At 68.7% G+C, this 12,401-nt stretch carries 13 protein-coding genes and 2 pseudogenes; 5 read left to right on the forward strand and 10 right to left on the reverse strand.

Annotated elements, in window-relative coordinates:
* Positions 1 to 623 (forward strand): annotated as a pseudogene (locus J7E68_RS15435) (alpha-amylase); the annotation flags it as partial.
* Between the two features lie 90 nt (positions 624 to 713).
* Positions 714 to 1,724 (forward strand): LacI family DNA-binding transcriptional regulator, encoded by a 1,011-nt coding sequence (locus J7E68_RS15440; RefSeq protein ID WP_215174065.1) that lies wholly within the window; start codon positions 714 to 716, stop codon positions 1,722 to 1,724.
* Positions 1,725 to 1,745: 21 nt separating this feature from the next.
* Here J7E68_RS15440 and nhaA read toward each other — a convergent pair whose 3' ends face one another.
* From nhaA to J7E68_RS15455, 3 genes are all read right to left on the reverse strand, one after another.
* Positions 1,746 to 3,041, reverse strand: coding sequence for a Na+/H+ antiporter NhaA (nhaA, locus tag J7E68_RS15445; RefSeq protein WP_215174067.1), 1,296 nt, complete (start codon positions 3,039 to 3,041; stop codon positions 1,746 to 1,748).
* 66 nt (positions 3,042 to 3,107) lie between these two features.
* Positions 3,108 to 3,278, reverse strand: coding sequence for a hypothetical protein (locus tag J7E68_RS15450; protein WP_215174069.1), 171 nt, complete (start codon positions 3,276 to 3,278; stop codon positions 3,108 to 3,110).
* A 32-nt stretch (positions 3,279 to 3,310) separates the two neighbouring features.
* Positions 3,311 to 3,652: a metalloregulator ArsR/SmtB family transcription factor gene (locus J7E68_RS15455; RefSeq protein ID WP_215174070.1), complete on the reverse strand. Its 342-nt coding sequence runs from the start codon at positions 3,650 to 3,652 to the stop codon at positions 3,311 to 3,313.
* 81 nt (positions 3,653 to 3,733) lie between these two features.
* Here J7E68_RS15455 and J7E68_RS15460 point away from each other — a divergent pair, with 81 nt between their 5' ends.
* The gene (locus J7E68_RS15460; protein ID WP_215174072.1) at positions 3,734 to 5,068 is read left to right on the forward strand and encodes an NAD(P)-binding domain-containing protein; all 1,335 of its coding nucleotides are present in this window, start codon (positions 3,734 to 3,736) and stop codon (positions 5,066 to 5,068) included.
* Positions 5,065 to 5,472 carry an arsenate reductase ArsC gene (locus J7E68_RS15465; RefSeq protein ID WP_215174074.1) on the forward strand — a complete coding sequence of 136 codons (408 nt, stop codon included), beginning with the start codon at positions 5,065 to 5,067 and terminating at the stop codon, positions 5,470 to 5,472. The genes J7E68_RS15460 and J7E68_RS15465 overlap by 4 nt, the downstream gene beginning before the upstream one ends.
* Before the next feature lie 119 nt (positions 5,473 to 5,591).
* On the opposite strand, the gene J7E68_RS15470 is transcribed toward J7E68_RS15465, so the two are convergent.
* The 3 genes from J7E68_RS15470 to fdxA are packed head-to-tail and all read right to left on the reverse strand — an operon-like array spanning position 5,592 to position 7,079.
* Entirely contained in the window at positions 5,592 to 6,221 is a 630-nt protein-coding gene (locus J7E68_RS15470; protein WP_215174076.1) for a superoxide dismutase, read from the reverse strand.
* 10 nt (positions 6,222 to 6,231) lie between these two features.
* Complete coding sequence (locus J7E68_RS15475; protein ID WP_215174078.1) at positions 6,232 to 6,756, reverse strand: flavin reductase family protein; 525 nt, start codon at positions 6,754 to 6,756, stop codon at positions 6,232 to 6,234.
* Positions 6,753 to 7,079 (reverse strand): ferredoxin, encoded by a 327-nt coding sequence (gene fdxA, locus J7E68_RS15480; RefSeq protein ID WP_215174080.1) that lies wholly within the window; start codon positions 7,077 to 7,079, stop codon positions 6,753 to 6,755. The genes J7E68_RS15475 and fdxA overlap by 4 nt, the downstream gene beginning before the upstream one ends.
* Before the next feature lie 80 nt (positions 7,080 to 7,159).
* On the opposite strand from fdxA, the gene soxR reads away from it, so the two are divergent.
* Positions 7,160 to 7,666, forward strand: coding sequence for a redox-sensitive transcriptional activator SoxR (gene soxR / locus J7E68_RS15485; RefSeq protein ID WP_285225503.1), 507 nt, complete (start codon positions 7,160 to 7,162; stop codon positions 7,664 to 7,666).
* Positions 7,667 to 7,682: 16 nt separating this feature from the next.
* Here soxR and J7E68_RS15490 read toward each other — a convergent pair whose 3' ends face one another.
* The 4 genes and pseudogenes from J7E68_RS15490 to J7E68_RS19945 all read right to left on the reverse strand — a co-directional run.
* A complete protein-coding gene (locus J7E68_RS15490) occupies positions 7,683 to 9,929 on the reverse strand; it encodes a glycoside hydrolase family 3 N-terminal domain-containing protein (protein ID WP_215174081.1) in 2,247 nt (748 codons plus the stop codon).
* Positions 9,929 to 11,053, reverse strand: a complete 1,125-nt coding sequence (locus tag J7E68_RS15495) for an ABC transporter permease (protein WP_251049049.1) — start codon at positions 11,051 to 11,053, stop codon at positions 9,929 to 9,931. Before J7E68_RS15495 ends, J7E68_RS15490 begins: the two co-directional genes overlap by 1 nt.
* Position 11,054: 1 nt before the next feature.
* On the reverse strand, positions 11,055 to 12,143 hold the full coding sequence (locus tag J7E68_RS15500; RefSeq protein WP_215174083.1) for an ABC transporter permease: 1,089 nt from the start codon (positions 12,141 to 12,143) through the stop codon (positions 11,055 to 11,057).
* Positions 12,140 to 12,401 (reverse strand): annotated as a pseudogene (locus tag J7E68_RS19945) (ABC transporter ATP-binding protein); the annotation flags it as partial. The pseudogene J7E68_RS19945 and the gene J7E68_RS15500, both read right to left, overlap by 4 nt.

Raw genomic sequence — 12,401 nt, forward strand, 5'->3', positions numbered from 1 at the left:
TCGCTCTCACCGACGACAACCCGCAGGGTGAGGGCATCGGCCCGAACACCCCGCACAAGCCAGACACCGCCATCGGCCTGGCTCGCGCCCGCGCCGCGACGACCGTGATGCTCGCGCTGCCCGGATCCGCGTACCTGTACCAGGGCGAGGAGCTGGGTCTGCCCGAGGCGATGGAGATCCCCGACGCGTTCCGTCAGGACCCGACCTGGTTCCGCACGAACGGCGAGCGGTACGGCCGTGACGGATGCCGCGTGCCGCTGCCCTGGGAGGCGGATGCTCCGGCCTTCGGATTCAACGAGACCGGCGCCTCATGGCTGCCGCAGCCGGCCGACTGGGCCTCGTACTCGCGTGACGTGGAAGAGGTCGACCCGGCCTCGACGCTCGCGCTCTACAAGCGCCTGCTCGCCGGGCGCCGCGAGTACGGCTTCGGCAGCGGATCGCTGGTCTGGGAAGACGCGGGAGCGGATGCGGTGGCGTTCCGCCGCGGCGACGTGCACGTGCTCGCGAACCTGGGCACGAAGCCCGTGGCGCTGCCGACCGACGCGTTCGTGATCCTGCAGAGCCAGCCGTTCGACGGTGGAGCCGTGCCGGTCGACACGGCCGTCTGGTACACGACGGCGTAACGTCGCATCACGTTCCGGTCGCAGTTCGCGCCGCCCACGGCACCGCCCGACGGCACGAACCGCGACCGGAACGCCTCAGAGAGGAAACCCATGGCGAGCATCGATGAGGTCGCCCGGCTCGCCGGGGTCTCGACGGCCACGGTCTCGCGCGCGCTGAGCGGGCGAGGACATGTGTCCGAGTCCGCCCGCCTGCGCGTGCAGGAGGCCGCATCCGCTCTCGGATACGTCGTCTCGTCACGGGCGTCGAGCCTGGCATCCGGACGCACGCGCAACGTCGGTGTCGTGGTGCCCTTCCTCGACCGCTGGTTCTTCAGCACGGTGCTCTCGGGGGTCTCCGCCGCGCTGATGCGCGAGGGCTACGACATCACCCTCTACAACATCACCGCCGACAAGGACGTGCGTCGGCACGTCTTCGACACGTTCCTCCGCCGCCAGCGGGTGGATGCCGTGATCGCCGTGTCGATCGAACTCGACGACGACGAGACGCAGTACCTGCTCGACCTCGGGCTGCCCGTGATCGCGATCGGCGGCCCGAACCCCCGGCTCGACACCCTCACGGTCGACGACGTGGCCGTGGCCCAGCTCGCGACCGAGCATCTGATCGGACTCGGCCACAGCGACATCGCGCACATCGGCGCCAACCCCGAGTTCGACATCGACTTCCACATCCCGACCAACCGTCGCCTCGGTTTCGAGAAGGCGCTGGCGAAGGCCGGCATCCCGCTGAATCCGGCGTTCCTCGAGGCCGCCGACTTCACCGTCGAGGGCGGCTATCGGGCCGCGAAGCAGCTGCTCGGCCGCCCGGGTCCGCGGCCGACCGCCGTGTTCGCCGCATCCGACGAGATGGCGATCGGTGCGATCCTCGCCGCCCGCGACCTCGGTTTCGCCGTACCCGGCGACCTCTCGATCGTCGGCATCGACGGTCACGAGCTCGGCGAGTTCTTCCGACTCAGCACGGTCGATCAGTTCCCCCTCGGTCAGGGTGAGCGCGCCGCGGATGCCGTGCTCGCGAAGCTCAACGAGGGCGATGCCGCCGGCATCCCCGCCGCCCTCCCCTACGAGCTGAACGTCAGAGGCACGACCGCGCGTCTGGTGCCCTAACCCGAGCCCGACCCACGCCGGTCACACCACTCGGCCCCGCGAGCTGAGTTGCGATCGACGGGCAAGAGAACTACGTCTCGCGAGCATCGACCCGCCGATCACCGCGGCGATCAGGGAGCCGAGGAGCACGCCGATCTTGACGTGCTCATCGGCGACCGAACTCGACCCGTAGGCGAGCTCGCCGACGAGCAGGGAGACGGTGAACCCGATTCCCGCGAGGAACGCCATGCCCGTGAGATCGGGCCAGCGCAGCGTCTCATCGAGGCGCAGAGCGGGCACACGGCTGAGCAGGAACGTGGTCGCGAGGATCCCGATCGGCTTGCCCAGGACGAGGCCGACGATGATGCCGATCGCGATCGGATCGGTCAGCGCCGACCGCAGACCCTCGAACCCGCCGATCGGGACGCCTGCGGCGAAGAACGCGAAGACCGGCACGGCGAACAGCGTCGCGACCACACCCCACCGGTCGGCGAAGTGCGGGGCGAGGCCGTCGTAGAGAGGCTCGCCGTCGGCATCCGTCCCTCGCGGCACCCGAGCGCGCTCGGTCGGGACGACAGGCACGACGAAACCGAGCAGCACACCGGCGACGGTCGCGTGGATGCCGGCGGCATGGATGCAGACCCACACGGCGATCGCGAGGGGCAGCAGGATCCACCACGCCCGCACGCCCTTCTGCACGAGGAACGCGAACCCGGCGAGAGGCAGCAGGGCCAGGGTCAACCACGGGAGGCTGATCGATTCGGTGTAGAACGTCGCGATGATCGTGATGGCGATGAGGTCGTCGATGATCGCAAGGGTCAGCAGGAAGACGCGCAGCGCCGGCGGGAGGAACTTTCCCACGACCGCGATCACGGCGACGGCGAAGGCGATGTCTGTGGCTGTCGGGATCGCCCAACCGCGCAGCGCGTCACCGTCGCCGGCGTTGATCACGGCGAAGATGACCGCCGGCACGATCACACCGCCGACAGCGGCGGCGATCGGAAGCGCGGCCTGGCGCGGGTCTCGCAGACGGCCGGTGACGAACTCCTCTTTCAGCTCGAGACCGACGACGAAGAAGAAGATCGCCAGCAGACCGTCGGCCGCCCAGGCACCGATGCTGAGGTCGAGGTGCAGCTCGGGGATGCCGAAACTGAAGTCGCGCACCGACTCGTACCACGACACCGCGGGAGTGTTGGCGAGGATCAGCGCCGCGACGGTGGCGGCGAGCAGGAGCGAACCACCGAGCACGTCACTGCGCGCATTGGACCGGATGCCCCGCCACAGCTCATGCGGAGCCAGTCGGAGACGGGGACGGGGACGGACGGGAGAAGCGGACATAGCGAGACCTCACGCGAAAAGTAGGGGTGAACGGCGCGGAAGACCACCACCCCATCGAGGCGTGGTCTAGTCGCGTGGCGGCGGGCAGCCCGCGATCTCGCCGTGCGAGAGAGTGCCCCAGACGCTGGTCCACCCGTTGGTCCCGGGGTGCAGTACCACGCGCATCCATTCCTTCATCGGTGTCGCCGAGCGCAACTCGTGCGGAGCGCGCGCCGAACCGGCGATCGTGAGGGCCATGGGACCAGCCTATCTCGCAGCGCCTGAGGAATTCAGACTGCTCGCAGCGCCTCTCCGGCAGCGTTCAGCGCGCCGTCGGCGAGCGAGAAGTACGCCCACTTGCCGCGCTGCTCCCGCATGACGAGGCCCGCGTCGGCCAAGAGCTTCATGTGGTGAGAGACCGTGCCCTGCGACAGCCCGACCGGATCGGTGAGATCGCAGATGCAGGCTTCACCGCCCTCTGCCGATGAGATCAGCGAGAGCAGCCGGATGCGGGTCGGGTCACCGAGGGCCTTGAACAGGTGAGCGATGCGCTCGGCCTCGGCGATGGGCAGACCGGATGCCGCACTCGGCGTGCAGCAGGCGGTGTCTGCGATGGTGACCGGAAGCGTCATGCCGTCATCCTCTCACGTATTGACATTCTTCGATAGGTGCCGGATGCTTCATATTGAAGTTCATCGATTCGAGGAGATGTGATGCCTGAGCTACCCGTCGTCATCGTCGGAGCGGGCCCACAGGGTCTCGCCGCAGCGGCTCACCTCGTCGAACGCAGTGAAGACGTCATCGTCGTCGAGCGAGGGCGAGCTCCTGCATCCGCAGTGTCGGAGTGGGGGCACGTGCGTCTCTTCTCGGCGTGGCCGGAGCTCACCGACGCCGCCGCACGCGGCCTGCTCGAGCCGACCGGATGGAGCGCTCCCGCATCCGGGTATCCGACAGGTGCCGAATGGGTGAGCGACTACCTGTCGCCGCTCGCGCGCGCGCTCGGCGATCGGATCCGCTATGCGACGACCGTCACGGGCGTCGCCCGCCAGGGGCGCGACAAGGTGGTGGATGCCGGACGCAGGAGTCAGCCGTTCGTCGTGCACACCGTCGACGCCGACGGCCTCGAATCGCGCATCCTCGCCCGGGCCGTCATCGATGCGAGCGGCACCTGGGGTCTTCCCAATCCGGCCGGGGCGGATGGCTTCCCTGCCATCGGTGAGACCGCGGCGTCGGATCTGATCTCCTACCGCATCCCGGCTGACGTGTCGGCCCTCGCAGGTTCGCACACCGTCATCGTCGGTGCCGGGCACTCCGCGACGCACGCCGTGCTGCGCCTGAGCGAACTGGCCCGCCGCTCGCCGGGGACGCGCGTCACCTGGCTGCTGCGCCGCGGGAGCGCCGCGAACGTCTTCGGCGGCGGTCTCGGAGACGAGCTGCCCGAGCGCGCCGCACTCGGCTCCCGCGCACGCAGGGTGATCGACGACGGAATCGTGGATCTCGTGACCGGATTCCGGGTCGCCGAGTTCCGTCGAACCGACGCGGGGCTGACGATCGTCGCCGAGGACGGACGCGCGGTGACCGATGTCGGGCGCGTGTTCGCGCTCACGGGCTTCCGCCCGGACACCGGGATGCTGCGCGAGCTCCGGATCGACCTCGATCCCGCGCTCGAAGCGGTCGCCGGCATCGCTTCCGAGATCGACCCGAACGTCCACTCCTGCGGCTCCGTCGCCGCGACCGGCGCCCGCCAGCTCGCCCAGCCGGAACACGGGTTGTTCATCGTCGGCGCGAAGTCGTACGGGCGAGCCCCGACCTTCCTCGCGCTCACCGGCTACGAGCAGGTGCGCAGCGTTGCCGCCCACCTCGCCGGCGACCATGAGAGCGCTGCCCGGAACGAGCTCAGCATGCCCGATACCGGCGTGTGCGGTGGGTCGGGAGACTTCGACGACAACGCGGGCAGCTGCTGCGCGGCCCCATCCACGCTGCAGATCGGCAGATCGCCACTGAGCGTCCTCGACCCCGCCCGCTCGCTTACCCTGGAGACATCATGACCACCACCGCCAAGCCCTCCGTCCTGTTCGTCTGCGTACACAACGCAGGACGCTCGCAGATGGCGGCGGGCTTCCTGCGCGAGGTCGCAGGCGACCGCATCGAGGTGCGCTCGGCGGGCTCGATGCCCGCCGATCAGATCAATCCGGTCGCGGTCGAGGCGATGAGCGAGCTCGGCATCGACATCACCGCCGAGCAGCCCAAGGTGCTCACGACCGAAGCGGTGCAGGCATCCGATGTGGTGATCACGATGGGATGCGGCGACGCCTGCCCGTTCTTCCCCGGCAAGCGCTACGAGGACTGGACCCTCGATGACCCCGCAGGGCAGGGCATCGATGCCGTGCGACCGATCCGCGACGACATCCGCCGCCGGATCGAGGCGCTCGCGGGCGAGCTGCTCGCCTGACGCCCGCTTGCTCGCTTCTTCACCTGCTGCGCCTCGGGAGGAGAACTGCGCCTCGGGAGGACGGATGCCGTGGCATCCTCCTCCCGAAGACAAGATCTCCTCCCGAAGAGGCGCGCAGCTCAGCGGGCGACGATGAGCCCCGCGGTCTTCTCCTGCACGGCCTGGAAGCGACGCTGCACGTCGGACCAGTTGACGAGCTCCCAGAACGCCTTGACGTAGTCGGCGCGCACGTTGAGGTAGTCGAGGTAGTACGCGTGTTCCCAGACGTCGAGCTGCAGCAGCGGCGTCACGCCGAGTGGAGCGTTGCCCTGCTGGTCGAAGAGCTGGAAGATGACCGGTCGAGCACCGACACTGTCCCAGGCGAGCACGGCCCAGCCCGAGCCCTGCACGCCGAGCGCGGTCGCGGTGAAGTGCGCACGGAAGGCGTCGATCGAGCCGAACGCGTCGGTCAGCGCCGCCTCGAGCTCACCCTCGGGGTTTCCGCCGCCGTCGGGCGACAGGTTCTCCCAGAACACCGAGTGGTTGATGTGACCACCGAGGTTGAAGGCGAGGTCCTTCTCGAGCTTGTTCACGGCGGCGAACTCGCCCGATTCGCGAGCGGCGCCGAGCTGCTCGAGCGCGGTGTTGGCACCGGTCACATAGGCCTGGTGGTGCTTCGAGTGGTGCAGCTCCATGATCTTGCCCGAGATGTGCGGGGCGAGAGCCGAGTAGTCGTACGGCAGCTCGGGGAGGGTGTACGGAGTGGGCATGCTGTTCCTTTCAGTCGTTCTGATCGGTGGGGAGTGAGTGGAATCGGCGGTCGAGGTAGACGAGCGGTCGGCCCGGCCGCCCGAGCAGAACCTCGTCGATCTCAGCGACCACGACGGTCGATGAGCCGACCGCGACCGTCGACATCGTGTGACCGCGCATCGCGGCGCGCGCCTCGGCGAGGTACGGCTCACCGGTCGGAAGGGTGCTCCACCCCTGTTCGGGGGTGAAGCGGTCGGCGCCGCTCACCGCGAAGCTCTGCGCCAGAGCCGAATGCTCATCGTCGATGAGGTGCACGACGAACGACTCGGCGTTGAGGATCGAGCCCGCGCTGCCGGTGGCCCTGGTGACCGAGAACACGATCGCCGCGGGGCCGACCGCGACGGAGGCGACGCTCGACGCCGTGAGGCCGACCGGACCGGCAGGGGTCATCGCCGTGATGATGGCGACCCCCGCCGGATGCGCGCGGAACGCGGCCTTGAGCCCTTCGCCGACCTCGGACGGAACGGGCGCTGCGGGATGCTGCTGACTGCTCATTCGGGTGCCTCCTGGGGCGGAAGTGCGGCGATGATCGGGTGGTCCCGCTCGAGGACGCCGAGCTTCGCGGCACCGCCGGGCGATCCGAGATCATCGAAGAACTCGACGTTGGCCTTGTAGTAGTCCTGCCATTCTTCCGGCAGATCGTCTTCGTAGTAGATCGCCTCGACGGGGCAGACGGGCTCGCACGCGCCGCAGTCGACGCACTCGTCGGGGTGGATGTACAGCGAGCGTTCGCCCTCATAGATGCAGTCAACCGGGCACTCGTCGATGCACGCACGATCCTTGACATCGACGCAGGGAAGAGCGATCACGTAGGTCATCGGGTGGCGGTCTCCGTTCGGGTCACGGTTGCCACCGTATGACCTCAAGTACACTTGAGGTCAAATCGAGGAGGTCGAGCATGAGCACCGACACCGACACCGAACGCGCCGCCGACACCGACGCAGACCGCGCCGCGCACGGCCCGGACGAGCCGCTGACGATCGGCGAGATGAGCCGGCGCACCGGCGTCGCGCCCTCCGCGCTGCACTTCTACGAGAGCCTGGGCCTCATCGCCTCCACGCGCACCGCGGGCAACCAGCGCCGCTACGCCCGGCACATGCTGCGCCGGGTCTCGCTCATCACCGTGGCGAAGCGCCTCGGCATCCCTCTCTCCGATGTGCACGACGCATTCGCCGACGTTCCGCTGACGCAGACCCCCAGCCACGAGGACTGGCAGCGGGCGTCGCGGCGCTGGAAGCGCGAGCTCGAGAAGCGCCGCGAGGGCATCGAGCGCCTCGAGCGCGAGCTGACCGGATGCATCGGCTGCGGCTGCCTGTCGATGAAGGCGTGCGGTCTGCTCAACCCCGACGACGCTCTCGGCAGCCAGGGCGCCGGCCCCCAGCGCCTGCGCGACGAGGGCGCCTGAGCGCCCCCGTCACAGGTCAGATCACGGTGAACGGAGCGCGGAGCAGCACTTCGTCGCGCGAGCTCGGGCCGACGAGCAGCTCGAATGCCCCGGACTCGACGAGGCGGATGCCGGCGGCGTCGACGATCGAGCAGTCGGCGACCGGCACCTCGAGCCGCACGCGCGTCGATTCTCCCGGCGCCAGGTCGACCTGACGGAACGACTTGAGCTCTCTGTCGGCCCAGCTCACGCTCGTGATCGAGTCGCGCACATAGACCTGCACCGTCTCGCGTGCGGGGCGCGAACCCGTGTTCGTGACGGTCACCTCGGCGACGATCGTGTCGTCGAGACCGAGGCGGTCGGCCGCGATCGACAGGTCGCCGTATGAGACGGTCGAGTACGACAGCCCTTCACCGAACGCCCAGGCCGGTGACTGCGTGAGGTCGGCGTAGCGATCGCCGTGCTGCCCGCGGATCTGGTTGTAGTACGTCGGCTGCTGACCCACGTGACGAGCGAACGAGATCGGCAGACGTCCCGACGGCTCGACCGCACCCGAGATGATCTCGGCGAGCGCGCGGCCACCCTGCATGCCGGGGTTCGCGGCCCAGATCACGGCGGCGGCCTGCGAGGCAGAGGCAGGAAGCACCAGCGGCTTCGACGCCAGGAGCACCACGACGACCGGCTTGCCGGTCGCGATCAGCGCGTCGAGCAGGGCGTTCTGCCCGCCGATCAGCTCGAGGGTCGCGGTCGAGCGCCCCTCGCCGACGAGTTCGATACGGTCGCCGACGACGGCGACGACCACATCGGATGCCGCGGCAGCCGCCACGGCCTCGGCGATCAGCGTCTCGTCGGGTGCGCTCGGAACGACGACCGAGGGGCGCGGCTGCCCGTCGGGGAACTTCGCGCCGCGGGGGTCGTCTTCGAGCGTCAGGATCTCGGCACCGCGAGCGTGCGTGACCGACCATCCGTCGACGCCTGCGAGGCCATCGAGCACGGTCGTGATCATCTCGCGCGGCTGCCCGTCGAGCCATCCGGCCTGCCCCGAGCCGCCGGCCCAGTCGCCGAGCTGCGTCTGGGCGTCGTCGGCGAGCGGGCCCACGACGGCGACCTTCAGCGCCGCGGACGCGTCGAGCGGCAGCACGCCGTCGTTCTCGAGCAGCACGATCGAGCGGCGAGCGGTGTCGAGGTTGAGCTGCGCGTGCGCGGCGCTGCCGACCACGGCATCCAGGTCGTCCTGCGGCAGCCGCGGGTCTTCGAACAGCCCGAGCTCGAACTTCAGGGTGAGGATGCGCGCGACGGCGTCGTCGAAAGCGTCGTCGGCGAGCAGACCGTTCGACACCGCCTCGAGCGCACCGGCGAAGAATCCGGGCGTGTTCATGACCATGTCGTTGCCGGCGCTCACCGCGGCGGCCGACGCGTGCGCGTAGTCGGGCTGCACGTGCTGTTCCCAGACCATGCGGCCGACGTTGTCCCAGTCGGTGATGAGCGTGCCGGTGTAGCCCCACTCCCCCCTCAGCACGTCGCTGAGCAGCCAGTCGTTGACCGTGATCGGCACACCGTCGGTGGTCTGGTAGCCGAGCATGAACGTGCGACATCCCTCGCGAGCGACGCGCTCGAACGGCGGCAGGAACCACGACCGCAGCTTGCGCCGCGAGATGTCGGCCTCGCTCGCATCGCGGCCGCCCTGCGTCTCGGAGTATCCGGCGAAGTGCTTGGCGGTCGCGAGAATGGCGGTCGGGTCGTCGAGACCGTCGCCCTGATAGCCGCGCACCATGGCCGAGGCGAGTTCGCCGATGAGGAACGGGTCTTCACCGAACGTCTCATCGATACGGCCCCAGCGCAGGTCGCGCGCGATGCAGAGCACCGGCGAGAAGGTCCAGTGGATGCCGGTGGCTGCGACCTCGACCGCGGTGGCCCGCGCGACCTTCTCGACGAGTTCCGCGTCCCACGTCGCCGCCATGCCGAGCTGGGTCGGATAGATCGTCGCGCCCGGCCAGAACGAGTGGCCGTGGATGCAGTCCTCCGCGACGAGAAGCGGGATGCGCAGCCGGGTCTGCGCGGTCAGCTCGTTCGCGCGGATGATCCGCTCGGGCGAGGTGTGCAGGATCGAGCCGACGTGCTTGCCGAGCACGTGATCATCGAGGTCGTCGCGGGCGTCGAGCTGCAGCATCTGCCCGATCTTCTCCTCGACCGTCATGCGGTCGAGGAGGTCGGCGACGCGTGCCGCGATCGGCAGCTCGGGGTCGAGGTAGGGCAGGGATTCGGTCAGGGTCTGAGAGGTCATCACTCGGCGTTCTGTGTCTTCGTATCGGTCTTCGTATGGGTCGTCGTCGCTGTCGCCGCGCTCTGCACGGTACCCGAGTCGGTCGTCGGCGCGCTCCGCACCGCCGTCACCGGGTCGTTAACGTTGAGACCCTTCTTCTTCATCGCGCGAGCACGCTCACCGGCCGATCGCAGTCTCGGGTTGACGTACTCGTCGATGCCGAAGTTGATCAGCGACAGCGCGACGCCGATGATCGCGATGCAGAGCCCGGCGGGCACGTACCACCACCACAGCCGCGGGAACGCGCCGTTCTGCTGCGCCCAGAAGAGGATCGTGCCCCAGTTGAGGTTGCTCACCGGAATCACTCCGATGAAGGCGAGGGTCGTGAGGCCGAGGATGGCCGCGGTCACGGTGCCGACGAAGCTCGACGCGATCAGCGCCATGAGGTTCGGCAGCATCTCGACCGTGATGATGCGGTGCAGCGGCTCGCCGTTGGCGCGGGCCGCCTGGATGAAGTCGCGGTTGCGCAGCGACATGGTCTGCGCACGCAGCACGCGCGCACCCCACGCCCAGCCCGTCAGGCCCAGCACGGCGGCGATCACGATGAGCGGCGGGTTCTCGAACTGCGAGGCCACGATGATGATCAGCGGGATGCCGGGGATCACCAGGAACACGTTCGTGAGCGCCGAGAGCGATTCGCTCTTCCACCCGCGCACGTACCCGGCGATGACGCCGATCGTGATCGCGATGAGCGTCGCGATGATCGCAGAGAGGAAGCCGACCACCACCACGCCCCGCGTGCCGAAGATGAGCTGGCTGAGCACGTCCTCGCCCATGTGGGTGGTGCCGAGCCAGTGGTCGAGCGATGGCGGCTGCCGCAGCGCCGTGCGATCCTTCTGCGTCGCGCCGTAGGGCGCGAGCAGCGGGGCGAAGATCGCGATCAGCACGAACACCCCGAGGATGATCAGGCCCGCGATCGACTTCGGGTTGCGGAACATCGCGAACGACTGCCCGAGCTGCGACCAGAACGTCTTGCGCGACGCGGTGGAATCGGTCGCGGTGCGGAACGTCGCCGTCTCGGGCATCCCGGTGGGGATCGTGCTGCCGTCGGGTGCGGTGGTGTCGGTCGAGGTGGGAACGCTCATGTCAGGCCTCCGTCTGGCGCGTGCGCGGGTCGAGGTATGCGTAGACGATGTCGGCGAGGATGTTGGCGACCAGCACCGACAGCGTGATCACCAGGAACACGCCCTGCATCAGGGCGAAGTCCTTCGCATTGGTGGCGTCGAGCAGCAGCTTGCCGACACCCGGGTAGCTGAAGACCATCTCCATGACGATCGTTCCGCCCACGATGAACCCGATCGACAGGGCGAAGCTCTGGATCTGGGGCAGCACCGCGTTGCGGGCGGCGTATGCCCAGAGCACCCGCCTGTTCGGCATGCCCTTGGCCTGCGCGACCGTGATGTAGTCCTCATCCAGAACGGTGAGCATCATGTTGCGCATGCCCAGCATCCATCCGCCGAGCGACGCGATGATGATGGTGACCGCGGGCAGGGTGCCGTGCATGATCACCTGGCCGATGAAGTCGAGGCTCCACTCGGGCGACTGCCCCTTGTCGTAGGCGTGCGACGAGGGGAACCACTTCAACGTCGACGAGAAGATCGCGATCGCGATGAGACCGAGCCAGAAGTACGGGATCGTGTTGAAGAACGTCGTGATCGGGATGAGCGCATCGAGCCTGCTGCCGCGCTTCCAGCCGACGATCGCGCCGCCGACGGTGCCGAGCATGAACGAGATGATCGTCGCGAGACCGACGAGGCCGAGCGTCCACGGCAGAGCGGATGCCAGCACCTCCGAGACCGGACGCAGACCGTGCAGCGTCGAGATGCCGAGGTCGCCGCGGAACAGCATCGCCCAGTAGTCGATGTACTGCTGCCACATCGACTTGTCGGTGTCGATGCCGAGCAGCACGCGCAGCGAGTCCGCCGCCTCCGGGCTGATGTTGCGGTTGCGCGCGAGGTACGAGCTGACCGCATCGCCCTTCATGAACCGGGGCAGGAAGAAGTTGATGGTGATCGCGGCCCAGAGCGTGAACAGGTAGAAGCCCGCCCGCCCGGCGAAGAAGCGCCAGGGCACCAGGGTGCGGCCCTTCTGCGCGGTGGTCGCGGTGGTGCCGACCTCGAGTGCGTCGCGGTTCTCGTCGTCGACGAGGGGCAGCTGAGGGGATGCGGTGGTCATTGGGCACCTCCGTGCGAGCCGGCCGTCGCGAAGTGCTTGTCGGGGTCGGGAGACGCCGCCCGCAGCTCGCGCGTATAGGGGTCCTGAGGGTTGAGGATCACGTCGTCGGCGTCGCCGTACTCGACGACTCGACCCTGGTTGAGCACCATGATCTTGTCGCTGAAGTGACGGGCGGTGGCGAGATCGTGGGTGATGTAGAGCACGCCGAGGCCCTCTTCACGCTGCAGATCAGCGAGCAGATTCAGCACGCCGAGGCGG

The sequence above is a fragment of the Microbacterium sp. ISL-103 genome, assembly GCF_018613995.1.
Lineage (GTDB): Bacteria > Actinomycetota > Actinomycetes > Actinomycetales > Microbacteriaceae > Microbacterium.

Excerpts from the sequence above, each read along its gene's own strand:
- J7E68_RS15440 (WP_215174065.1), top strand. The coding sequence starts at position 714 with ATGGCGAGCATCGATGAGGTCGCCCGGCTCGCCGGGGTCTCGACGGCC.
- nhaA (WP_215174067.1), bottom strand. The coding sequence starts at position 3,041 with ATGTCCGCTTCTCCCGTCCGTCCCCGTCCCCGTCTCCGACTGGCTCCG.
- J7E68_RS15450 (WP_215174069.1), bottom strand. The coding sequence starts at position 3,278 with ATGGCCCTCACGATCGCCGGTTCGGCGCGCGCTCCGCACGAGTTGCGC.
- J7E68_RS15455 (WP_215174070.1), bottom strand. The coding sequence starts at position 3,652 with ATGACGCTTCCGGTCACCATCGCAGACACCGCCTGCTGCACGCCGAGT.
- J7E68_RS15460 (WP_215174072.1), top strand. The coding sequence starts at position 3,734 with ATGCCTGAGCTACCCGTCGTCATCGTCGGAGCGGGCCCACAGGGTCTC.
- J7E68_RS15465 (WP_215174074.1), top strand. The coding sequence starts at position 5,065 with ATGACCACCACCGCCAAGCCCTCCGTCCTGTTCGTCTGCGTACACAAC.
- J7E68_RS15470 (WP_215174076.1), bottom strand. The coding sequence starts at position 6,221 with ATGCCCACTCCGTACACCCTCCCCGAGCTGCCGTACGACTACTCGGCT.
- J7E68_RS15475 (WP_215174078.1), bottom strand. The coding sequence starts at position 6,756 with ATGAGCAGTCAGCAGCATCCCGCAGCGCCCGTTCCGTCCGAGGTCGGC.
- fdxA (WP_215174080.1), bottom strand. The coding sequence starts at position 7,079 with ATGACCTACGTGATCGCTCTTCCCTGCGTCGATGTCAAGGATCGTGCG.
- soxR (WP_285225503.1), top strand. The coding sequence starts at position 7,160 with ATGAGCACCGACACCGACACCGAACGCGCCGCCGACACCGACGCAGAC.
- J7E68_RS15490 (WP_215174081.1), bottom strand. The coding sequence starts at position 9,929 with ATGACCTCTCAGACCCTGACCGAATCCCTGCCCTACCTCGACCCCGAG.
- J7E68_RS15495 (WP_251049049.1), bottom strand. The coding sequence starts at position 11,053 with ATGAGCGTTCCCACCTCGACCGACACCACCGCACCCGACGGCAGCACG.
- J7E68_RS15500 (WP_215174083.1), bottom strand. The coding sequence starts at position 12,143 with ATGACCACCGCATCCCCTCAGCTGCCCCTCGTCGACGACGAGAACCGC.